Origin of the sequence: Rhodanobacter spathiphylli B39 (assembly GCF_000264295.1) — a bacterium.
Classification (GTDB): domain Bacteria; phylum Pseudomonadota; class Gammaproteobacteria; order Xanthomonadales; family Rhodanobacteraceae; genus Rhodanobacter; species Rhodanobacter spathiphylli.
This window is the reverse complement of record NZ_AJXT01000009.1, coordinates 25,059-45,152: the sequence shown is the minus strand read 5'-3', so window position 1 is coordinate 45,152 and position 20,094 is coordinate 25,059. Positions and strand designations below refer to the sequence as shown.

21 protein-coding genes are annotated in these 20,094 nt (G+C 68.3%); 13 read left to right on the top strand and 8 right to left on the bottom strand.

Features of this window, described 5'->3' with window-relative positions:
• Positions 1–47: 47 nt before the first annotated feature.
• A complete protein-coding gene (locus UU7_RS06370; RefSeq protein WP_007806490.1) occupies positions 48–995 on the bottom strand; it encodes a LysR family transcriptional regulator in 948 nt (315 codons plus the stop codon).
• A 128-nt stretch (positions 996–1,123) separates the two neighbouring features.
• Here UU7_RS06370 and UU7_RS06365 point away from each other — a divergent pair, with 128 nt between their 5' ends.
• Positions 1,124–1,723, top strand: coding sequence for an NADPH-dependent F420 reductase (locus UU7_RS06365; RefSeq protein ID WP_007806488.1), 600 nt, complete (start codon positions 1,124–1,126; stop codon positions 1,721–1,723).
• A 93-nt stretch (positions 1,724–1,816) separates the two neighbouring features.
• Positions 1,817–2,551 carry an SDR family NAD(P)-dependent oxidoreductase gene (locus tag UU7_RS06360; RefSeq protein WP_007806486.1) on the top strand — a complete coding sequence of 245 codons (735 nt, stop codon included), beginning with the start codon at positions 1,817–1,819 and terminating at the stop codon, positions 2,549–2,551.
• 73 nt (positions 2,552–2,624) lie between these two features.
• Here the strand turns inward: UU7_RS06360 and UU7_RS06355 are convergent, their stop codons facing one another.
• Positions 2,625–3,302: a class I SAM-dependent methyltransferase gene (locus UU7_RS06355; RefSeq protein ID WP_040672971.1), complete on the bottom strand. Its 678-nt coding sequence runs from the start codon at positions 3,300–3,302 to the stop codon at positions 2,625–2,627.
• A 51-nt stretch (positions 3,303–3,353) separates the two neighbouring features.
• Between UU7_RS06355 and UU7_RS06350 the strand changes: the two genes are divergently transcribed.
• The 6 genes from UU7_RS06350 (at position 3,354) to UU7_RS06325 (ending at position 8,907) form a co-directional block, all read left to right on the top strand.
• Positions 3,354–3,806 (top strand): Rrf2 family transcriptional regulator, encoded by a 453-nt coding sequence (locus UU7_RS06350; RefSeq protein WP_040672970.1) that lies wholly within the window; start codon positions 3,354–3,356, stop codon positions 3,804–3,806.
• The gene (locus UU7_RS06345) at positions 3,796–4,683 is read left to right on the top strand and encodes an NAD(P)/FAD-dependent oxidoreductase (RefSeq protein WP_040672969.1); all 888 of its coding nucleotides are present in this window, start codon (positions 3,796–3,798) and stop codon (positions 4,681–4,683) included. The genes UU7_RS06350 and UU7_RS06345 overlap by 11 nt, the downstream gene beginning before the upstream one ends.
• A 250-nt stretch (positions 4,684–4,933) precedes the next feature.
• Complete coding sequence (gene lplB / locus UU7_RS06340) at positions 4,934–5,224, top strand: lipoate-protein ligase small subunit (protein ID WP_007806481.1); 291 nt, start codon at positions 4,934–4,936, stop codon at positions 5,222–5,224.
• Positions 5,221–5,997, top strand: a complete 777-nt coding sequence (locus UU7_RS06335; RefSeq protein WP_007806479.1) for a lipoate--protein ligase family protein — start codon at positions 5,221–5,223, stop codon at positions 5,995–5,997. Before lplB ends, UU7_RS06335 begins: the two co-directional genes overlap by 4 nt.
• Before the next feature lie 100 nt (positions 5,998–6,097).
• Complete coding sequence (locus UU7_RS06330) at positions 6,098–7,480, top strand: M16 family metallopeptidase (protein WP_007806477.1); 1,383 nt, start codon at positions 6,098–6,100, stop codon at positions 7,478–7,480.
• Between the two features lie 20 nt (positions 7,481–7,500).
• Complete coding sequence (locus UU7_RS06325; protein WP_007806475.1) at positions 7,501–8,907, top strand: M16 family metallopeptidase; 1,407 nt, start codon at positions 7,501–7,503, stop codon at positions 8,905–8,907.
• A 300-nt stretch (positions 8,908–9,207) separates the two neighbouring features.
• Here UU7_RS06325 and UU7_RS06320 read toward each other — a convergent pair whose 3' ends face one another.
• The gene (locus UU7_RS06320) at positions 9,208–9,603 is read right to left on the bottom strand and encodes an NUDIX hydrolase (RefSeq protein ID WP_007806473.1); all 396 of its coding nucleotides are present in this window, start codon (positions 9,601–9,603) and stop codon (positions 9,208–9,210) included.
• Positions 9,600–10,088, bottom strand: coding sequence for an NUDIX hydrolase (locus tag UU7_RS06315; RefSeq protein WP_007806471.1), 489 nt, complete (start codon positions 10,086–10,088; stop codon positions 9,600–9,602). Before UU7_RS06315 ends, UU7_RS06320 begins: the two co-directional genes overlap by 4 nt.
• 97 nt (positions 10,089–10,185) lie before the next feature.
• Between UU7_RS06315 and UU7_RS06310 the strand changes: the two genes are divergently transcribed.
• Together UU7_RS06310 and UU7_RS06305 are read left to right on the top strand one after the other, a co-directional pair.
• Positions 10,186–11,001 carry a phosphodiester glycosidase family protein gene (locus UU7_RS06310; protein ID WP_050981426.1) on the top strand — a complete coding sequence of 272 codons (816 nt, stop codon included), beginning with the start codon at positions 10,186–10,188 and terminating at the stop codon, positions 10,999–11,001.
• Positions 10,998–13,448, top strand: coding sequence for a penicillin acylase family protein (locus UU7_RS06305; RefSeq protein ID WP_007806467.1), 2,451 nt, complete (start codon positions 10,998–11,000; stop codon positions 13,446–13,448). Before UU7_RS06310 ends, UU7_RS06305 begins: the two co-directional genes overlap by 4 nt.
• Here the strand turns inward: UU7_RS06305 and UU7_RS06300 are convergent.
• From UU7_RS06300 to UU7_RS06285, 4 genes are all read right to left on the bottom strand, one after another.
• Positions 13,414–14,484 carry a hypothetical protein gene (locus UU7_RS06300; RefSeq protein WP_040672968.1) on the bottom strand — a complete coding sequence of 357 codons (1,071 nt, stop codon included), beginning with the start codon at positions 14,482–14,484 and terminating at the stop codon, positions 13,414–13,416. The genes UU7_RS06305 and UU7_RS06300 overlap by 35 nt on opposite strands.
• The gene (locus UU7_RS06295) at positions 14,481–15,377 is read right to left on the bottom strand and encodes a cupredoxin domain-containing protein (RefSeq protein WP_007806463.1); all 897 of its coding nucleotides are present in this window, start codon (positions 15,375–15,377) and stop codon (positions 14,481–14,483) included. The genes UU7_RS06300 and UU7_RS06295 overlap by 4 nt, the downstream gene beginning before the upstream one ends.
• A gap of 102 nt (positions 15,378–15,479) precedes the next feature.
• Positions 15,480–15,971, bottom strand: coding sequence for a group I truncated hemoglobin (locus UU7_RS06290; protein WP_007806462.1), 492 nt, complete (start codon positions 15,969–15,971; stop codon positions 15,480–15,482).
• 50 nt (positions 15,972–16,021) lie between these two features.
• Complete coding sequence (locus tag UU7_RS06285; protein WP_007806460.1) at positions 16,022–16,927, bottom strand: DUF3034 family protein; 906 nt, start codon at positions 16,925–16,927, stop codon at positions 16,022–16,024.
• A 265-nt stretch (positions 16,928–17,192) separates the two neighbouring features.
• On the opposite strand from UU7_RS06285, the gene UU7_RS06280 reads away from it, so the two are divergent.
• The 3 genes from UU7_RS06280 (at position 17,193) to UU7_RS06270 (ending at position 20,047) form a co-directional block, all read left to right on the top strand.
• Positions 17,193–17,753: a sigma-70 family RNA polymerase sigma factor gene (locus UU7_RS06280; RefSeq protein WP_007806458.1), complete on the top strand. Its 561-nt coding sequence runs from the start codon at positions 17,193–17,195 to the stop codon at positions 17,751–17,753.
• Complete coding sequence (locus tag UU7_RS06275) at positions 17,750–18,502, top strand: anti-sigma factor (protein ID WP_007806456.1); 753 nt, start codon at positions 17,750–17,752, stop codon at positions 18,500–18,502. The genes UU7_RS06280 and UU7_RS06275 overlap by 4 nt, the downstream gene beginning before the upstream one ends.
• A gap of 468 nt (positions 18,503–18,970) precedes the next feature.
• Complete coding sequence (locus UU7_RS06270) at positions 18,971–20,047, top strand: NAD(P)/FAD-dependent oxidoreductase (RefSeq protein WP_007806454.1); 1,077 nt, start codon at positions 18,971–18,973, stop codon at positions 20,045–20,047.
• Positions 20,048–20,094: the final 47 nt, after the last annotated feature.

Below are 20,094 nucleotides of genomic sequence, written 5' to 3'. Positions count from 1 at the left end.
CCACGATAGCGCGCCCTGACATAAGAAATTAAAGGGGACGTGGCCAATTAAGTGGAGCTGCGGTTCTCCGCCAGCGCCTCAGGCAACGGCGCGTTCGCACGAAGCCAAGCCTCCCCAAGCAGCTCCACCAACCGCGCCTCGCACGCCGACAGATCATGCCCGCGCCGCTGTGAAACCACGAACGTCAGCGAACGGATGTGCCACGCACGCCGCTCAAGCTCGACGAGCTGTCCGCTGGCCAGATCCTCGGCGACGAGATGCCGCGGCAAGTGTCCCCATCCCAGCCCGGCCTTCAGCAGATCGCGTTTGGCGCCAAGGTCATTGACCAGCCACTGGCGCTTGCCGGCAACACCCTGTTGGGTCTTGTCGGCGCCGGGCTGGTTGTCGGTGACGATGATCTGGATGTAGCGGCCAAACTCGTCCACGGGGACGGGGCTGGGTGTCGAAGCCAGCGGATAGGTCGGCGCACAGACCGTCGCCATCGCTTCCTCGCGCAGCCAGTGGCGCTCGATGGCATGCGGGTTCACTTCCGGCACGTCGTTGATGGTGACGGCCAGGGCGCACACTTTTTCGAGCACCAGCTTTTCGCCGCCCTGCATGGTGGTGATGCGCAGGTTGATCGCGGCGGCGGGGCATTCTTCCTGCAGAGTGCGCAGGCAGCCGATCAGGTGGGCGCGCGGAAAGTAGGCGTCGACCGCCACCGACACTTGCGGCACACCGGCCTTGGCGATCGCGCCGGCGCGGTTCTTCATTTCCTCCGTGCGCGAGATCACCGCCCGGGCATCCGGCAGAAGGCTGCGCCCCGCCGCGGTGAGCTGAGCCTTGCGCGTGTTGCGCTCGAACAGCTCGACGTCGAACGCGCTTTCCAGCGCCTTGATCGCGTGGCTGATGGCCGACTGCGCCCGCGCGAGCTTGCGCGCGGCACCCGAAAAACTGCCCTGGTCGCACACCGCCACGAACGCACGCAGCTGGTTGATGGTGACGTTGTCGAGCATGAGTTATCCAGAAAATAGATCGTATCAAGCGATGTTTCGTCAATTGGTTTGATGCGTCAAGCGACCCAGATTGGTTGGGCAACCGGCTCGAACAGGCCGGATCACCCCACTCAAGAAGGATCATCCCCATGAGCTACGCCATCATCGGTTTCGGTTCCATCGGCCAGGCCCTCGCCCGCGCGTTCGCCCGCAACAACATCGAAGTTACGGTCGCCAGCCGGCGGCCGCCCGAAGCACTGTTGCCGCAGGCGCAGGCGATCGGCCCCAGGGTCATCCCAGGGACTTTGCAGGAAGCGGTCAAGGCGGACGTGATCATCCTGGCGGTGCTGTTCGAGGGGCACCGTGACATCGGCAAGCTGCTTGCGGACTGGAAGGGCAAGACGGTCATCGACGCGATGAACACGAATGACCCCGTCGAAACGCTCGACAACCTCCCCTCCTCCGCCTTCGCCGCCAGGTCGTTCCCCGGCGCCAGGTTCGTCAAGGGCTTCAACCACCTGCTGTCGCGCACGCTGGCCACCGACCCCAAGGTCGAGGGCGGCCACCGGGTGGTGTTCCTGTCGAGCGACGACGAAGCGGCCACCGCGCAAGTGGCGGACCTTGCCAAGCGACTCGGCTTCGCCCCCGTCAACCTCGGCAAGTTCGACGAGGGCGGCGCGCTGGTGCAGGCACGCGGCCGCGTCTGGGGCCCGCTGATTTTCCAGGACCTGTTCAAGCAGCAGCCCTGAACGCGCACGGCCATCGCGACAAGGATCGCGATCGGCGCGCCATCCCCATCACCGCTTCGGCAGTGGCAACCCCTCCCACCAAGGATCCATGACATGAGCAAGTTGAACGGCAAGACCGCCGTCATCACCGGCGGCGCCACCGGCATCGGCATCGCAGCGGCAGAGCGCTTCATCGAGGAAGGCGCCTTCGTCTTCATCTACGGCCGTCAGCAGGAAGCGCTCGACGCCGCGCTGGCAAAGCTCGGCCCCAACGCCCGCGCGGTGCAGGGCTCGGTCTCCGACCCGGCCGATCTCGACCGGCTTTACGCGGCGGTGAAGGCCGAACGCGGCACCCTCGATATCGTGTTCGCCAACGCCGGGACCGGCGGCCTGCTCCCGCTGGGCCAGATCACCGCGGAGCACATCGACGAAACCTTCGATACCAACGTGAAGGGCACGATCTTCACGGTGCAGCAGGCGCTGCCGCTGATGGGCCCGGGTGGCTCGATCATCCTGACCGGATCGAGCGCCGGCACCACCGGCGCCCCGGCCTTCGGCGTCTACAGCGCGAGCAAGGCCGCCGTGCGCAACCTCGCCAGGACCTTCGCGGAGGACCTGAAGGGCACCGGCATCCGGGTCAACGTGCTGTCGCCCGGACCGACCGCGACCGAACTGGCGAAGGCCGCGGTGGGCGAGGAAGGCCTGAAGGCGTTCGCCTCGATGAACCCGTTGCAGCGCATGGCCGAACCGGCCGAGATCGGGGCGGCGGCGGCCTTCCTGGCGTCGTCGGACAGCAGCTTCATGACCGCCAGCGAGCTGGCCGTCGATGGTGGGCTGGCGCAGATCTGACGCGTTGCATATGGCCGGGTGCTCCTTCCGATGGGTTGGAGCGCCTTGTCGATTGCCCGGTGGCCGCGCCGAGCTACCAACCCGCATACGCCACCCACCCCTTGAACGTGAAAGCCGCATAGAACAGTTCATGCCGTTCGAAGCCCGCCTGCTCCAGCAGGTCGACTTCAGCTTCGGGGGAAAGCAGCGGGAGGCGGCGGGCCATCGCTTCGATCGTCGTGGCCGGATTCGCCACGGGTACGCCGTTCGAGGTCATGAAGGCCACATGCCTGCCCAGCCAGCGCAGCTTCTCGTCCGGCGCGTCGGGTACGCTGTGATGCGCCATCACCAGCGGGGCGCCTGGTTTCAACCGGCGCCACAGCTCGCGCAGCGCCTGCAGGCGCTCCGCGAAGGACAGGAAGTGCATGGTCAGCAGGCAAACCGCGCCGTCGAATTCGATGGCCGGGGCCGCATCGATACAGCCTTCCAGCAACTCCACTCTCGGCGCCAGCGGCCCCAGCGTCTGGACGGCCAAATCCAGCATCGGCGCCGACGGGTCGACGCCGAGCAGGCGCCAGTGCGGGTAAGCCTCGGCGAAGGCCTTGAGCTCCAAACCTCCACCGGCGCCCAGCACCAGCACGCGCCCATTGGATGGCACGTGCTCGTGCAGGAGCAGCCCGCTCATCTGGTGGAGCGCATGCAATCCGGGCACCTGCCGCAGCGGCCCGTCCGTGTATCGCGCCACCGCCTGGGGATCGTTGAAAGAAGACATGCTGCCCTCGCCCGCTTGACATGGAGGCGCTAACGTAACATCGTTTGTTACATGAAACGAGACAGCCGACTTTCCGCCGTACTCCACGCCTTGCTGCACATGGCCGAGTGCGATGCGCCGATGACATCCGATGCGCTGGCGCAGTGTCTGGGCACACATCCGGTGGTAGTCCGCCGCACCATGGGCCTGCTGCGCGAGGCTGGTTTGGTCACGGCGGGTCGCGGACACGCCGGCGGCTGGCGCATTTCGGCAGACCTCACCAAGGTCACGCTGCGCCAGTTGCACGAGGCGCTGGGGGAACCTGCGCTGTTCGCCGTGGGCAACCGGAACGAACATCCCGAATGCCTCGTCGAGCAGGCGATCAATGCGGCGCTGGACACCGCGTTCGCCGACGCCGAGGCACTGCTGTTGCAGCGGTTCGAGTCGGTCACCCTGGCCGCGCTGGCCGCGGATTTCGCGCGCCGCCATGGCGCCCATCGGTCGAGGCACCGGCATGAAGCATGACGTGATCATCATCGGCGGCAGCTACTCGGGCATGGCCGCGGCCCTGCAACTGCTGCGGGCGCGGCGCAGCGTACTCATCATCGACGGCGGCAAGCGGCGCAACCGCAGCGCCAGCCACTCCCACGGGTTTCTGGGCCAGGACGGCGTCGATCCCGCCGAACTGGCCCGCGTTGCCCGCGAGCAACTGCACGCGTATCCCACGCTGACCTGGCTGGACGGCGAAGTCGAGCAGGCGACCGGCGCGATGGACGACTTCCAGGTGGCCTGTGGCAGCACCCCGCATTCAGCCCGGCGCTTGCTGCTGGCGATCGGCGTGTCGGATCGGCTGCCCGGGATTCCCGGCCTGGCCGAGCGCTGGGGCAGGAGCATCTTCCACTGCCCGTATTGCCACGGCTACGAACTGGACCAGGGCCGCATCGGCGTCATCGCGACCGGCTCGATCTCGATCCATCAGGCGCAGCTGCTGCCGGAGTGGGGAAACACCACGTTCTTCCTCAACGGCACGTTCGAACTCGACGAGACCGCCGCGGAAGAGCTGACCCGTCGCGGCGTGACGGTCGAAACGACGCGAATCGAGCGGATCGACGGAGACGCCGACGTCGTGCTCGCCGACGGACGACGCATGAGCTTCGCCGGCCTGTTCACCGCGCCGCAGAACGAGCCATCGACGCCGATCGCGGCTCAGCTCGGTTGCGAACTGGCCGAGACGCCGATGGGCCTGCAGATATCGACCGGAGAAACCAGGGGGACCACCGTGCCGGGCGTGTTCGCCTGCGGTGACGCGGCAAAGGTCCCGCACTCCGTGTCGCTCGCGGTGGGCGACGGCGCCTGGGCCGGTGCGCAGATCCACCGGTCACTGGTGTGGCCCGGGGCATAGCCCGCTTCCCCCGGCACACGGCTCGCAAAGCGCGTTCCTCCGGCGCCCGATCGAGCCGATCCCGAGGCGCAACCTGTTGCCCACGCAGAAGCGGAACCGCAAATACGTTCCGATGGAATCGCTCGCCCGCGCTGAAGCGGGAAATGCGCTGAAACTCACAAAGACGGCGGTCCGAAGCGGGGTTCTTTGGCATCGGTGCCGACAACGAGGCAAACTGCGCGCCTGTCCAGACGATACGCGGAACACGCCCATGCACGGCGAATACAAGATGCCCGGCGGCAAGCTGGTCGTGATCGACCTGGAACTGCATGGCGATCGCCTGGCCAAGGTGCAGCTGAGTGGCGACTTCTTCCTGGAGCCGGACGGCGCGCTCGACCTCATCAACCGCGCGCTGGAAGGCCAGCCCGCGGCGGCCACGGAAGCGGAACTGGCCCGCGCCATCGCCGGCCCGCTCGACAGCGACGTGATGATGTACGGCATTTCGCCCGAGGCGATCGCGGTGGCCGTGCGCCGCGCCCTGCACAAGGAATCTGCAGCATGATCCGCACCGACTGGCGCGACCACGACTGGCAGCTGATCCACACCACGCCGCAATCGCCCACCCTGCACATGGCGCTGGACGACGTGCTGACCCACGAGGTCGGTGCGGGCCGCCGCGCGCCCACCCTGCGCATCTGGGAATGGGCTTCGCCGGCGGTGGTGATCGGTCGTTTCCAGTCGCTGCGCAACGAAGTCGACGCCGAAGCGGCGCAGCGTCACGGCATCGAGGTGGTGCGTCGGGTGTCCGGCGGCGGTGCGATGTTCATCGAGCCCGGCAACACCATCACCTATTCGATCTACGCGCCGAAGTCGCTGGTCAAGGACCTGTCGTTCCAGGAGGCCTATGCCTTCCTCGACGAATGGGTGCTCGAAGCGCTGGCCGAGCTGGGCATCAAGGCCTGGTACCAGCCGCTCAACGACATCACCTCCGAAGGCGGCAAGATCGCCGGCGCCGCCCAGGTGCATCGTGGCGGCGCGGTGCTGCACCACGTCACCATGGCCTACGACATCGACGCGGCGAAGATGCTGGACGTGCTGCGCATCGGCCGCGAGAAACTGTCCGACAAGGGCACCACCAGCGCGGCCAAGCGGGTCGACCCGCTGCGCAGCCAGACCGGCCTGCCCCGCGAGGCGGTGATCGAGCACATGATCGCCACCTTCCGCCGACTGCACGGCCTCGGCGACGGCACGCTGCGGATGGATGAACTGACCCAGGCCGAGACCCTGGCGCAGTCCAAGTTCGGCAGCCGCGAATGGACGGCCGACGTGGCCTGAGCAGCGGCGTGGCAGGGCCATACCTGCCATTCGTCACTTGTCAGGCGCGGTTCGCGAGGCAGAGGATCGGACTTCCGTTCGCGCTGACAAGGAGAAGTAGATGGCTGCTTCACGACTACCCGTCCTGGTCGCCGGGCTCTGCCTGGCCTTCGCCGTCCACGCCGCCGACACCGACACCTGGAAACTTCCGGTCGCGGTGAAGAAACTCGACAACGGCCTCACCGTGGTGGTGTCCGAAGACCACAGCTCGCCCACCGTCGGCATCAGCATGGTCTACCACGTCGGCATGCGGCTGGAGCCGCAGAACCGCACCGGCTTCGCCCACCTGTTCGAGCACCTGATGTTCGAGGGCACGCCCGACGCGCCCAAGGGCACCTTCGAGCGGGTGATCCAGGGTGGCGGCGGCGTGTTCAACGGCTCCACCCGCGCCGACTACACCAACTACATCGCATCGGCACCCTCGTCAGCGCTGGCGCCGATCCTGTGGATGGAGGCGGACCGCATGAAGTCGCTGGACTTCAGCGCGAAGAACCTCGCCAACCAGCAGAACGTGGTGAAGGAGGAGATCCGCGTCAACGTGAAGAACCAGCCCTACGGCCTGTTCTACTGGACCGACCTCAACCGTCTCGCGTTCGACAAGTGGGCCAACAACCACGACGGCTACGGCTCGTTCAAGGACCTGGACCACGCCAGCATCGCCGACGTGAAGACCTTCCACGACACCTTCTACCAGCCGGCCAATGCGGTGCTCGGCATCGCCGGCGACGTCACCCCGGCGCAGGCCTTCGCGCTGGCGCAGAAATACTTCGGCCAGCTGCCCGCCCGCACGCTGCCGCAGCGTCCCGACGTCACCGAGCCGCTGAACACCAAGCCGCGCCACGAGGAGCAGACCGACGCGCTGGCCAAGGTGCCGGCGCTGGCGATCGGCTGGAAGATGCCCGCCCGCGGCAGCAAGGACCAGGTGCCGATGATGGTGCTGTCGCAGTTGCTGGTGGGCGACGACGCCTCGCGCTTCTACCAGGGCCTGGTCAAGGGCCGCGAGCTGCTGCTCAACGTCAACGGCGGCGTGAACTTCCCGCTCGGCGACGGCAGCGACTACGCCGGTCCGACCCTGCTGGGGCTGTTCGCGCTGTACAAGCCCAACGCCACGCCCGACCAGGTGCTGGCCGCGATCGACGAGGAGATCGGCAAGGTCGCCAGCGACGGCGTCGACGACGCCACCCTGGCGCGGCTGAAGACCAAGATGCTGTCGGACTGGTACGGCGGGCTGGAGTCCTTCCTCGGCCGTGCCGACACGCTGGCCAAGCTGCAGACCTTGTGGGGTGACGCCAACGTCGCCAACCGGATGCCGGGCTGGATCGAGGCGGTGAGTTCGGATGACATCAGGCGCGTGGCCCGCACCTATCTCACCGACGCCAACCGCAGCGTGATCGTGCGCCGCCCGGCGGCCGCTGCCGCCCCCGCCACCAAGACCGCCAAGTGAGGACCGCCATGAAGACGAACATGACATTCAGGACGCTCGCCATCGCGCTTGGCCTGGCACTGGCCGGCATGGCGCAAGCCTCCACCACCGCGTTGCCGAAGGACCTGCCCGCCTACGGCCCGGACAAGCCGCTGCCGGTGCCGCAGATCGCCCAGCGCACACTGCCGAACGGACTCACTGTGTGGGTGGTGCCGCGCGACGGCCTGCCCAAGGTCAACGTGGCGCTGTCCGTGCTCGGCGGCACCGCGGCCGACGCCGCTGCCACGCCGGCGATGTCGCAGATGATGGCGCGCCTGCTCGACGAAGGCACCGCCAGCCGCAGCTCGCGCGACATCGCCGAGGCGCTGCAGGCGATCGGCGGCGACTACGGTGCCGGCGCCGACGACGATGCGATCGGCATCCGCGCCAGCGCGCTGGCCTCGCACGCTTCGCAATTGCTGGCGCTGGTGGCGGACACCGCGCTGCACCCGAGCTTCCCGGCCAACGAAGTCGCCCTGGCGAAAGCCAATGCGCTGCAGGGCCTGAAGGTGCAGGAAGCCGACCCGGACTGGCAGGCGGGCCGTGCCTTCAGCCACGCGGTCTACGGCGATCATCCGTACGCGCGCGATTCGCTGGTCGAAGCCACCGTGCAGGCCACCTCCAGCGACTCGCTGCGCGCGCTGCACGACGCCCGCTTCCGGCCCGATCGTGCCCTGCTGGTGATCGTGGGACGCATTGACGCGGACGCGGCGTTCAAGCTGGCCGAACAGCAGTTCGGCAGCTGGAAGGCCGACGGCAAGGCCCTGCCCGATACTGCGCCGGCACCACGTGAAGCAGCGCCCCAGCGGCTGCTGGTGGCGCGCGACGGCGCCGTGCAGAGCAACATCCGTTATGGCCGTCCAGCCGTCCCCGCCAGCGACCCGGACTACGTCCCGCTGACCGTGGCCAACACCATCCTGGGCGGCGGCTTCACCAGTCGCATCACCCAGGACATCCGCGAGGACAAGGGCTACTCGTACAGCCCGTGGTCGCGCTTCAGCGCCAGCCGCGTGGGCGGCAGCACGGTGGCCAGCGTCGACGTGCGCAACGAGGTCACCGGCGCCACCCTGGCCGAACTGTCCAAATTGTTCGACAGCATGGCCAGCCAGCCGGCCAGCGCGGAAGAACTCAACGGCGCCAAGCGCCTGGTCGGCGGCATCTACCTGCTGCGCAACCAGATCCAGGGCTCGCTGACCGGCACGCTGGCGAATTACTGGGTGGACGGCCTGCCGCCGAGTTTCCTGGGCAGCTACGTGGCCGAGGCGAACAAGGTCACCGCCGCGCAGGTGCAGGCGATGGGCCGCAAGTATTTCGCCGCGAAGGACCAGAGCATCGTGATCGTGGGCGATCCCAAGGCGATCGATGCGCAGCTGAAGCCATACGGGACGTTTGCGGCGTTCAAGCCCTGAAGAGCGACCCCACACCAACCCTCCCCTGCGACCGAAGGAAGTCCCCTTGCGGGACACGCAGGGGAGGGAGCAAGGCGGCGCTTTCGCTTTCATCTCCTGCATGACAGGGTGGGAGCAAAACCGCACGCTCGATCCCTCCCCCTGCGCAGCAGGGGGAGGGCAGGAGGGGATGGCTTTTGACTTTGCGGCGAACAGCGACCCCACCCCGGCCCTCCCCTGCGACCGAAGGAAGTCCCCTTGCGGGGCACGCAGGGGAGGGGCAAGGCGGCCCGCACGGCTTTACCCATGCAACAAGCAGGCTCACAACAGCGGCAGGATGTGTTCACGGCTGAGGTGGGCCACCGGCACGTCGGGCCGGGCCGGATCGATCCAGCGCAGTTCGGCGATCTCGGCCTGGGCCGTGATCGCGCCGCGCACTGCCACCGCGTAGACGGCCGCCTCGACCACGTGGCCGGGCTCGTTGGCCGCCGGCGCGCGGCAATGGCACAGCAGGCGGGCCGAGTCGCGCAGCAGTTCGCAACCCAGTTCCTCGCGCAGCTCGCGGGCCAGCGTGGCCAGTTCGTCGAGGTCGTCCGGGTCGCGCTTGCCGCCGGGTTGCTGGAACACCGTGGCGCCGTGCTTGCGCACCAGCAGGCTGCGTCCGGCCGTGTCGCGGAGCACCGCGGCGACGATGCGGATGACCGGTTTCGCGCTCACAGCCGGGTGTACGACCACGACTGCATGCGGCCGTCCCGGTAGGGCATCACGCCGTGGAACGGGCGCGGGTCGGCGTCGAACACCAGCGGCAGGAAGTGGCGGTCGCCTTCCCACATCGGCAGGGTCAGCAGGCGCTCCAGCGCGATCCACTCCAGCGTGCCTTCGGGATTGACCATGAACGGCGTGCCCGCGTAGCGGTCGATCACGAAGATGAAACCGAGCCAGTCCTCGCCCTGCTTGCCGAAGCCGGGCCAGTTCAGCGTGCCGCGCAACTGCATCGACTCGCAGGTGATGCCGGCCTCCTCGAGGATCTCGCGCTGCATGCAGGCGGCGATGTCCTCGCCCGGCTCCATCTTGCCGCCCAGGCCGTTGTACTTGCCCAGGTGCTGGTCGTCCGGGCGGGCGTTGCGATGGATCATCAGCACTTCGCTGCGATCGGGCGACAGCACGTAACCGAGGGTTGCCACTATCGGCGTATAGGGCATGGGCGGGCACCGGGGAAAAGCGCAAGTTTAACGGCAGCCGGGCCTCTGCGCAGGCGGCGGACTTGCACGCGCAACGCAGGGCGGCGACCATCGACGCATGGCTTCTTCTTCCCCGCTCCACCCCCGCCCCCGCCATTCCCGATGGCAGCGCGCGCTGTTGCCCGTGTTGCTGCTGCTCGGCGCGCCCGGTTGCGCGCCCACGGCGCAGGCACTGGCCAGCGGCGAGATCGCGTTCGAAGGACAGAACTACCGGATCGTGCACGTCGATCTCAGGCGCGAGGGCCTGTCCCTGCACTGGCGCGACCCGCAGAGCGGCCAGCCCTTCAGCAGCATCGAGACGCTGCGCCAGTGGGGCGAGCAGCACGGCCGGCACCTGCTGTTCGCCGCCAACGCCGGCATCTACGACCACAAGTTCGCGCCCCTCGGCCTGTATGTGGAAAACGGCAAGACCGTGGTGCCGCTGAACCTGGCCCACGGCAACCCGGCCTCGGGCAATTTCTCGCTGCTGCCGAACGGCGTGTTCGCGGTGTATCCGGACGGCCACGCCGCGGTGCGCACCAGCGCCGCGTTCAAGGCCGACGGCAAGAGCGCGAAGTGGGCCACCCAGTCCGGCCCGATGCTGCTGATCGACGGCAAGCTCAACGAGCAGTTCGTCGACGATTCGTCCAGCCTGAAATGGCGCAGCGGCGTCTGCGTGAAAACCCCGACCGAAGTGGTCTTTGCCGTGAGCGAGGCGCCGGTGAACTTCCATACGTTTGGACGTCTGTTCCGCGACAAGCTGGGCTGCCGCGACGCGCTGTACCTCGATGGCAGCATCTCGCAGCTGTACGTGGACGGCGAAGGCTATGCCGGCGCGCCGGCCTTCATGGTCAAGCCGTATGCGGGCATCTTCGCGGTGTTCGCCAAGCCATGACGACGCGTCGTCGCCGCATCCTGCGCATTGCGCTGCCGAGCCTGCTGGCGCTGCTGCTGGCCGCCTTCCTCGTCGGCTGGTACCTGTTCGCCGGCAGCCGTGCCCGGCTCGACGGCACGCGCCAGGCCACCGGCCTGTCCGCTGCGGTCAGCATCCGTCGCGATGCGCTGGGCACGGTCACCATCGAGGGGAAGAATCGCACCGACATCAGCTATGCACTGGGTTACGTGCACGCGCAGGAGCGCTTCTTCGCGATGGACCTGATGCGCCGCATGAGCGCCGGCGAACTGTCCGCGCTGGTCGGGCCGGCTGCGCTGAAGGTCGACCTCAACCACCGTCGCCATCGGCTGCGCGCCGTGGTCGAGGCTGCCTATGCGCAGATGGCTCCCGCCGCGAAGCACGAACTCGACCGCTACCGCGACGGCGTCAACGCCGGCCTGGCCGACCTGCGGGTGCGGCCATGGGAATACCTGCTGCTGGGCAGCCAGCCGCAACCGTGGCGCTCGGAAGACAGCGCGCTGGTGATCGCCGCGATGTATCTGGACCTCAACAGCGACGGCCGCAACGAACGCGAGCTGCGCATGGCGCAGATGCGCGCGGTGCTGCCCGGTTCGCTGGTGGATTTCCTGCTCGCGCCCGATCCCGACTGGGAGGCGCCGCTGAGCGGCCGGCTGTCGCGCACGCCGGTGCTGCCCGCCGCCAGCGTGTTCGACCTGCGCCCGCTCGCACCGACTGCAGCGTCGACGGCGCTGGCCGCCACGCTGGCGCCGGCGCTGGATGCACCGCGCCCCGGCAGCAACAACTTCGCCGTGGCCGGCACGCTCACCGGCAACGGCGCGGCGATGCTGGCCAACGACATGCACCTGGGCCTGCGCGTGCCGAACATCTGGTTCCGCACCCGCCTGCGCTATCCCGATGCCGTCGCGCCGGGCGGCCAGCGCGACGTCAACGGCGTCAGCCTGCCCGGCACGCCGGCGGTCATCGTCGGTTCCAACGGCCAGATCGCCTGGGGCTTCACCAACAGCTACGGCGACTGGCAGGACTGGGTGCGCGTGCTGCGCGATCCGCACGACGCCAGCCGCTACAAGGTGCCCGACGGCTGGGCCAGCATCGAGATCCACGACGAACACATCCGGGTCAAGGGTCGTCCCGACACCATCCTCAAGGTCGAGGACACCCGCTGGGGCCCGATCATGGGCCAGGACGCCGACGGCACGCCGCTGGCGCTGGCGTGGATCGCCGGCCGGCCGCACGGCTACAACCTCGACCTGATGCAACTGGAGCACGCGCCCGACGTGGCTGCGGCGCTGGACCTGGCGCCGCATCTCGGCATGCCGCCGCAGAACCTGCTGGTCGCCGACAGCCACGGCAACATCGGCTGGACCCTCGCCGGCAACAGCATCCCACTGCGCGCGGGGATCGACCCGCTGCTGCCGTCGGACTGGTCGAAACCGGGCAGCGGCTGGCAGGGCTGGGCCGCAGCCGAGCGCTACCCGCGCATCGAGAACCCCGCCGATGGCCGGCTGTGGACGGCCAACAACCGCACCGTGGACGGCGACGCGCTGGCCCTGCTCGGCAACGGTGGCCATGACCTCGGCGCGCGCGCCCAGCAGATCCGCGACGACCTGCGCGCCCGCCCCAGTTTCACCCCGGGCAACCTGCTCGACATCCAGCTGGACAACCGCGCGGTGTTCCTCACGCGCTGGCAGCGCCTGCTGCAGCACACCCTGGCCGGCAGCACCGACCCGGCGCTGCAGCAACTGCGCCAGCTCGCCGCGACCTGGCGTGGCCGCGCCGCGGTGGACAGCGTCGACTACCGGCTGGTGCGCGCGTTCCGCAACCAGGTCAGCGAGGCCGTGCTGGCGCCGTTCGCCGCCCGCGTGAAGCAGCGCTACGCGGACTTCAGCTGGCCCGGCGAAAACAGTGCCGAGGCGGCCGTGTGGACGCTGATCCACGCGCGACCGCCGCAACTGCTCGACCCGCGATATCCCGACTGGCACGCCCTGCTCGTCGACGCCGCGAAACAGGTGACGACCGAACTCGGCCGGCAACCCGGTGGCCTCGCCGCACGCAGCTGGGGCGAGCGCAACCGCGCCGACATCCGCCACCCGCTGTCCGCCGCGTTGCCGCGCTGGCTGGGCCGCCACATCGACATGCCCGACCAGCCGATCCCGGGCGACAACAACATGCCCCACGTCGCCGCGCCCGGCTTCGGCGCGTCCGAACACCTGGACGTCGCGCCCGGCCACGAGGCCGACGCCATCCTCAACATGCCCGGCGGCCAGAGCGACCACCCGCTGTCGCCGTATTTCGGCGCGGGTCACGCGGACTGGGCCAACGGCAGGCCGACCCCGCTGTTGCCGGGCGCCGCCAGCCACACGCTGACCTTGCGCCCGGTGCCGGAACCATCGCCTACGGCTGACGCGCGCGGTGCAGCAACGGATTGATGCCTTCGCGTAAACGCCTGACGATGGCGCTGCCGCGGATGCGAATGGTGAGGTGCTGGTCGCCGTGACCGGCCAGTTCGAGCACCGCCAGCATGCGCTGCAGAGGCAGCCACGTACGCCACCATTGCAGCAACACCAGCAGCAACGCATACAGTGCGAGCCCGACCACTCCGGCCAGCCCTGGCAGCGCCGCGGGATTGGCCAGACCGCCGACTTGGTCGGGACCGATAGCCACCAGTGCAGCACGTCCACCGGACGCCTTCAGCGGTGTCACCCAGGCGGTGGCCGCATGCTGATCATCGCTCAGGGTCAGCGCCTCGCCCCTGCTGTCGCTCACCGCCAGCACGCTGGCAAGTTGCGCGGACAGCGCCGTGCCGGTCCAGCCCAGACCCGTCGATGGCGGAAGCGCCGAACCCGGCGCCGGCTGCATCAGCAAGGCCACGTCGACATGCGCGATGCGGCTGATGGCGGTGGCAAACGCATCGTCAACATGGCTGGCGGCAAGCAGCAAACCTTGCAAGGCACCACCGCGCAGCAGCGGGCTGACCGATACCCAGTACAGCTGACCGTGATCCACCCATACGCCCTGCTGCGCCTGCCGTTGGCTGATCGCGGCGCTGACCAGCGGATCACGCTGGATGCTGGCGTGGTCTTTCAACAGGATGCCGGATGCCGCCACCGGGCGGCCTTGCAGATCGAGCACCACGGCGATGTCGTAGCCACGGCGGCGATCCTTCAGCAGGTCGCTGATCGACGCGCTGTCCACCGTGCCGCCCAGTTGCGGGTTCGGAATCAGCGACTGCGCCACGTAGTCGACAAACGCCGGATCCTGGGCCAGCAGGTCGGCGCGCAACTGCAATTCGCTGAGACGGTTCGCTTCCAGCTCGCGCTCCACCGTCGACGCCACGCGCAGCTGATCAAGCGCATGGCCACGCGTGGCGTGCTCGACTTGCCACAGGATTCCGGCGACCGCCGTCACGGCAAGCAGCAGCACGGCACCCGTTCCGAGCAGCAGGAATCGCGTTGCCGGCTTCATGGCGTCGACACGGCATGGAGGGCGGTGGTCAGGCGCGGCCTGGTCACCACGATCCGCTGGCGCACCGCCGCGCTCGCCGGCAAGATCAGCTTCTGGCTGAGCGGTTGCGCACGCGGGTTCCAGAAGTGCAGCGTGCCCGGTCCTGCCGGCAATCCGGTCAGGGTGAAGTTGCCGTCCGCGCCCACCCTGACCACGTAGGCGGAAGGCACCACCAGCACGTCCAGCTCCATCGAATGATGGACGTTGCAGCTGACCAGCACGATGCCGGCCCGGCGAAACGCGTGGTCGGCCTTCTCGCCGGAAGCCTGGTAGCCCAGATCAAAGGCGGCACCCGGCGTCACCGAGAAAACGTTGTGGCGCACGTCGTCCAGGTTGACGAAGGTCACCGTGCTGCCCAGCGGCACCGCCAGCGCCTCGGGGCTGAACTCCCGATTGTGCGTATACACCGTGTAGCGCCCCGGCCTGGCGCGGCTGCCACCTTTGTCGGCGACGAAATACACCAGCGTGTCGGACTGTTCGCCCGCGTCGACCTGCTGGCCGCGCGCGGCGGCCAGATCCACGTGCCCGCTGACTTGCAGCGTCGCTGGCGCCGGTGCGGCTACCGCCGTCGCGGCGGCCTTGTTCGCCGGCGCCGGCTTCGGCGCGGGACGATGGGTCACCGCCGTGTGCGCTGGCCGGGCCGCCGGCACCGGCGCCATCGTTGCCGCAGGCGCGGGCGAAGCAGCCACCGGCGCCGCTGCTGGCAACACCGGTGCCGGCGCGACTGCCGGCATCGGCTGCGCTTGCGTCCGCGGCGCGAGCGTCGGCGCGCTGGCGTGCGGGCGCGGTGGCGCCATGCTGCACGCGCCGAGCAACAGCAGCGCGCCTATCCAACCCATGCGATACGTGTACATGCGACCCCCTGAGGTCTTTCGATCCAGCAGCGTCATCCGGTCACTGCCGGATGACGTCCTGCGCAAGCACGGCTTTGCGTGCGGAGCCACCCGGATGGACGGCTATCTGGTGATCACCGCCGGATGCATCGGCGCCAGTTTCGCCAGCAACTTGTTCTGCGCGCGGAACGGCACATTGTTCTTGTCCATCGCCGTCTGCAGATCCTCGACCAGCGCATTGAACGCTGCGCGGTTGATGCCGAGGCTGCGGTGCACCTTGACCATGTCCTTGCCGGTATACGTGCACGGCCCATCGAGGATCACGCAGAACTGGTCGACCAGCTCCGCCTTGATGTGCTCGCGGTCGCTATCGGCGAAGTACGGTCGCGTGCGCGCGTCCGCCATCAGGTTGTCCATGAAGTCGTTCATCAGCGTGACCAGGCCCGGCTTGCCGCCGAACTGGTCGAATACCGGCTTGAGTGCCGGATCGCGCGGTGCGCTGGCAGCCATTGCCGCGGACTGCGGCGGCATCGGCGCGGTGTCCTGCGCCAGGATGCTCTGGCTGAGCATGACGGCGGCGGCAAGCGTGGCGAGCTGGAAATAGTGCTTGTACATGGGGTACTCCCGGTGGGGAAAAAGTGGCGACAAGGAAGGCGCGAAGTGGCTCAGAAACCGACCTGCACCGAGGCATACAGGCCGCGCTGCCGATCCTTGATCACGATGTTGCCGAGGTCGGCGTAGGCCACGGTGAGCGAGACATGCTTGCTCGGCGCCCATGCCACAAAGGCGTCGTACCAGTCGTCCTCCCTGGCGATGCCGAGGTTGTTCGGCTTCTGCCGGTATTCCGCGCCGATCGCCCAGTGCCGGCTCAGCAGATAGGCCACCGAGGCCTCGAACTCCGGCTTGTAGGAGTTGTTGAGATCGCCGCCGAAACCGAGGATGCCGATCTGGTTGGCCTTGGTGAAACGCACCGTGCCATCGACCAGCAGGCTCTGGCCGAGGAACAGCTTGGTCGCGCTGATGTAGTAATCAGTGCCCTGCGAGCGCTTCGCGCCGACAAACCTGACCACGCCGTCCTGATCGTTCTTCTTGTATTGCGCACCGACCGAAACCTGCGGCAGCCAGCTGCCCTGGTCGAGCACGACATCGCCAAACAATCGCACCTTCACCCCGACGACGTCCTGCCGGAAGGTGAAACCCTCACCCAGTCCCAGCGCCGCACCGACCTTCTCGGTGTCGAAGCGCTGCCGCGCGAACGACAGTTCGACCCGGTTGTACAGGCCGACCATCGCACCCGCCGTATCCACGTGATAGTCCGGCAGGTTCACCCGCGTGTAGAACGCATTGGCGCCAATCTCGTCGCGCGTTCCGTAACCACCGATTACCGCCCACGGCGTGAGGCCGCCGCCCGCCGCGCCTTCGAGTTGGGACACGCCGCCGGTCAGCAGCAGCTTGTTGCTCGTGGTCGGGCCGGCATCCGTGCCAGCGGCCGTGGCCACCGCGGAAAGCATGCAGCCACCCAGTGCCAGGCCGATCAGCCCGGCGAACCGGGTCTTGTCATTCGTACGCATTGAAACTCCCCTCGCAGACAGCGCGGTATGCGCATGTGAGGAGAGGTACGAGTAATGCCGCGCAAAAGATGCAAACTTTCTTTCGCCGGCCCATGCAGCCTCGCGGGGGGCCGGATCTGGTTCCTGATGCATCCATCCGCACCGGCGTCACGTATGCGCACGTGCGCCAACGAGTGGGGCGTCCCCACTCGTTGGCAAATCGGCGTCGCCATGACCCGCGTCAGCTGGCTCGCCGCTGAAATACGGACCACAGGATGATTCAACCATGAGTGTCAGCAGCCCCGCCGAGCGAGACGAGTTGAACCGCCTGTTGCAGCAATCCGGAAGCCATGATCAGAAGGCATTCGCCGAGCTGTACAAGCGCACCTCGTCCAGGTTGTTCGGCGTCTGCCTGCGCATGCTGCGCGATCGGGGCGAAGCCGAAGAGGTGCTGCAGGAAACCTACACCACAGTGTGGCGGCGCGCCGCCAGCTTCGATGCGTCGAAGGCCAGCGCGATCACCTGGCTGGTCACGTTGTCGCGGAACAAGGCGATCGACCGCCTGCGCCAGCATCGCGAGCAACTGATGGATGATCCGTCCCGTCTGGACGAGATGGTCGACGAACAGCCCACACCCGCCGCCGACGCCCAGACCGGCCAGGAGTACCGGCGACTGCAGCACTGTCTGGACGAACTGGAGCCGCAGCAGCAGAGCTCGGTGCGTGAAGCCTTTTTCACCGGCGCTACGTATAACGAATTGGCGACACGCTGCAAGGTGCCGCTGGGAACCATGAAAAGCTGGATTCGCCGCAGCCTGATGCAACTCCGCACGTGCCTGGACTCATGAACAACCCCACCGACGACGGCAACCACAACCTGCGCTACGCCGAATACGTGCTTGGCGTGCTGGATGCCGACACACGCGCCGACGTGGCGCGCGAAGTGCTGGCTTCCGATGAAGCCGCCACCGCGGTGGCACTGTGGCAGCGCCGGCTGATCCCGCTGGCCGACAGCGTGACCGAAGTGGCGCCCGCTCCCTACGTGTGGGCCCGTATCCAGCATGCGCTGCAGCTGGATGCGCCGACCCGCGCGCAGCCGCCCGGCAAGCTGTGGAACAACCTGCCACTCTGGCACTGGCTTGGCATCGGCGCCAGCGCCATCGCTGTCGCCCTGCTGGTGGTCGTCGCATTGCCGCGCAAGCCACCGACACCCGCCGCGACCATGGTTGCCTACATGGCCGCCACCATCCAGCAGGACAACGGCAGCACCGGCTGGACCGCGACGGTCGATCCGCAGCACGCGCACATGGTGGTGGTGCCCGCCACGCCGATCGCGTTCGAGCCAGGCCGTGCACCCGAACTGTGGCTGATTCCGGCGGGCGGCAAACCGATTTCCGTCGGCATGATCGCGCGCGACCGCGCCACCACTCTGATCCTCGATGCGACCCTGGTGGCACGCCTTGGGCCGACGGTCACGCTTGCCGTTTCGGTGGAACCGACGGAGGGCTCACCCACCGGCCAGCCGACCGGTCCGGTGATCGCCAAGGGCGCACTCAGTACCGCACCGAACGCGGGCGGCAAGGTGTCATCGGCGTGATGCACGGTCGCCATCAACCATCTCGCAGGATCACGGCTTGCTGCCACCGCTGATTGCGCACCGCCAGCGCTCGCCGACCCGCCGCCGTGATGAATCATCGCAAGCCGGCCGGGCTGGCTGGCTGTCGATGCTGGCCAGGCCGCGGACTGCACGGGGAAACCGGAGATGGTGCCAAGGCCAGGACCGGCGCCCTTGCCGACCGGCCTGGTGCGGCGCACTTCCTCGGCCATGCTCATGCCGTTGTCGGCCACCGCAGACACGCGCAGTCGCCGTCCGGCGGCCGTCCACGGGGTGGTCTGCGATCCGCCGGGTGACCGCCGTGCGGCAGAGCGGGACGCGGTCGGTAATCGCGGCTGCGCCCATGCGTCATTCGACCACATGAACCATCCGGCCGAATCTGACCGAAGTCAAAGGTATCGCGCCCGCACACGCGCATGATCCGCACCGTTCACACGGCGGATCCGGTTCATGATCAGTTGCGACACCGTCATCATCGGCGCGGGCCCGGTCGGCCTGTTCCAGGTTTTCGAGCTGGGTCTGCTCGGGCTCGGCGCGCAGGTGATCGATTCGGTGCCGCAGGCCGGCGGCCAGTGCATCGAGTTGTATCCGGACAAGCCGATCTACGACATTCCGGCGGTGCCGGCATGCAGCGGGCGCGAGTTGATCGAGCGGCTGCAGCAGCAGATCCGGCCGTTCGCGCCGCAGTTCCACCTGGGCCACACCGTCACCACGCTGGAGCGCATGCAGGACGGTCGCTTCCGCCTGCAGACCAGCGGCGGGCTCGTGTTCGACGCGGGCGCGGTGGTCATTGCCGGCGGCCTCGGCGCGTTCGCACCACGCACGCTGAACCTGCCGGAAGCCGCGCCGCTGGTGGGCCGCACGCTGCACTACAAGGTGACCCGGCCGGCGCTGTTCGACGACCAGGACATCGTGATCGCCGGCGGCGGCGATGCGGCACTGGACTGGGCGCTGGAGCTGGTCGAGCGCGCGCGCAGCGTGGTGCTGGTGCACCGCTCGTCGATCTTCCGCGCGGCGCCGGCCAGCGTGGCCCGCATGCAGGCCTTGTGCGACGAGGGGCGCATGCAGTTCTGCGAGGGCGACATCGTCGGCCTGGAAACGGCGGACGACGCGCTGGCGCAGGTCCGCGTGCGCACGCGCAGCGGCATGGTCCAGCGCATCGCGGCCTCGCACCTGCTGGTGTTCTGGGGCCTGCATCCGGCATTGGGGCCGATCGCCGAGTGGGGGCTGGCGCTGGAGCGCCAGCAACTGGTGGTGGACCCGGCGACCTTCCAGACCTCGGTGCCCGGCATCTTCGCGGTGGGCGACATCAACACCTACCCGGGCAAGAAGAAGCTGATCCTGTCGGGCTTCCATGAAAGCGCGCTGTGCGCGTTCGCCGTGCACGCGCACCTGCATCCCGGCGACAAGGTGAACCTGCAGTACACGACCACCAGCCCCGCCTTGCAGCGGCGCCTGGGCGTGCGCGATGCCGAGCGCGACGCCGTCGTCGCCGAGCCGCCGCCACGCGTGGCGGCCACGGCCTGACCTCGCCCGCACGCACGCGTTCAATCACTCATCCCGGGAGACATCCC

Excerpts from the sequence above, each read along its gene's own strand:
- UU7_RS06370 (WP_007806490.1), bottom strand. The coding sequence starts at position 995 with ATGCTCGACAACGTCACCATCAACCAGCTGCGTGCGTTCGTGGCGGTG.
- UU7_RS06365 (WP_007806488.1), top strand. The coding sequence starts at position 1,124 with ATGAGCTACGCCATCATCGGTTTCGGTTCCATCGGCCAGGCCCTCGCC.
- UU7_RS06360 (WP_007806486.1), top strand. The coding sequence starts at position 1,817 with ATGAGCAAGTTGAACGGCAAGACCGCCGTCATCACCGGCGGCGCCACC.
- UU7_RS06355 (WP_040672971.1), bottom strand. The coding sequence starts at position 3,302 with ATGTCTTCTTTCAACGATCCCCAGGCGGTGGCGCGATACACGGACGGG.
- UU7_RS06350 (WP_040672970.1), top strand. The coding sequence starts at position 3,354 with ATGAAACGAGACAGCCGACTTTCCGCCGTACTCCACGCCTTGCTGCAC.
- UU7_RS06345 (WP_040672969.1), top strand. The coding sequence starts at position 3,796 with ATGAAGCATGACGTGATCATCATCGGCGGCAGCTACTCGGGCATGGCC.
- lplB (WP_007806481.1), top strand. The coding sequence starts at position 4,934 with ATGCACGGCGAATACAAGATGCCCGGCGGCAAGCTGGTCGTGATCGAC.
- UU7_RS06335 (WP_007806479.1), top strand. The coding sequence starts at position 5,221 with ATGATCCGCACCGACTGGCGCGACCACGACTGGCAGCTGATCCACACC.
- UU7_RS06330 (WP_007806477.1), top strand. The coding sequence starts at position 6,098 with ATGGCTGCTTCACGACTACCCGTCCTGGTCGCCGGGCTCTGCCTGGCC.
- UU7_RS06325 (WP_007806475.1), top strand. The coding sequence starts at position 7,501 with ATGACATTCAGGACGCTCGCCATCGCGCTTGGCCTGGCACTGGCCGGC.
- UU7_RS06315 (WP_007806471.1), bottom strand. The coding sequence starts at position 10,088 with ATGCCCTATACGCCGATAGTGGCAACCCTCGGTTACGTGCTGTCGCCC.
- UU7_RS06310 (WP_050981426.1), top strand. The coding sequence starts at position 10,186 with ATGGCTTCTTCTTCCCCGCTCCACCCCCGCCCCCGCCATTCCCGATGG.
- UU7_RS06305 (WP_007806467.1), top strand. The coding sequence starts at position 10,998 with ATGACGACGCGTCGTCGCCGCATCCTGCGCATTGCGCTGCCGAGCCTG.
- UU7_RS06300 (WP_040672968.1), bottom strand. The coding sequence starts at position 14,484 with ATGAAGCCGGCAACGCGATTCCTGCTGCTCGGAACGGGTGCCGTGCTG.
- UU7_RS06295 (WP_007806463.1), bottom strand. The coding sequence starts at position 15,377 with ATGTACACGTATCGCATGGGTTGGATAGGCGCGCTGCTGTTGCTCGGC.
- UU7_RS06290 (WP_007806462.1), bottom strand. The coding sequence starts at position 15,971 with ATGTACAAGCACTATTTCCAGCTCGCCACGCTTGCCGCCGCCGTCATG.
- UU7_RS06285 (WP_007806460.1), bottom strand. The coding sequence starts at position 16,927 with ATGCGTACGAATGACAAGACCCGGTTCGCCGGGCTGATCGGCCTGGCA.
- UU7_RS06280 (WP_007806458.1), top strand. The coding sequence starts at position 17,193 with ATGAGTGTCAGCAGCCCCGCCGAGCGAGACGAGTTGAACCGCCTGTTG.
- UU7_RS06275 (WP_007806456.1), top strand. The coding sequence starts at position 17,750 with ATGAACAACCCCACCGACGACGGCAACCACAACCTGCGCTACGCCGAA.
- UU7_RS06270 (WP_007806454.1), top strand. The coding sequence starts at position 18,971 with ATGATCAGTTGCGACACCGTCATCATCGGCGCGGGCCCGGTCGGCCTG.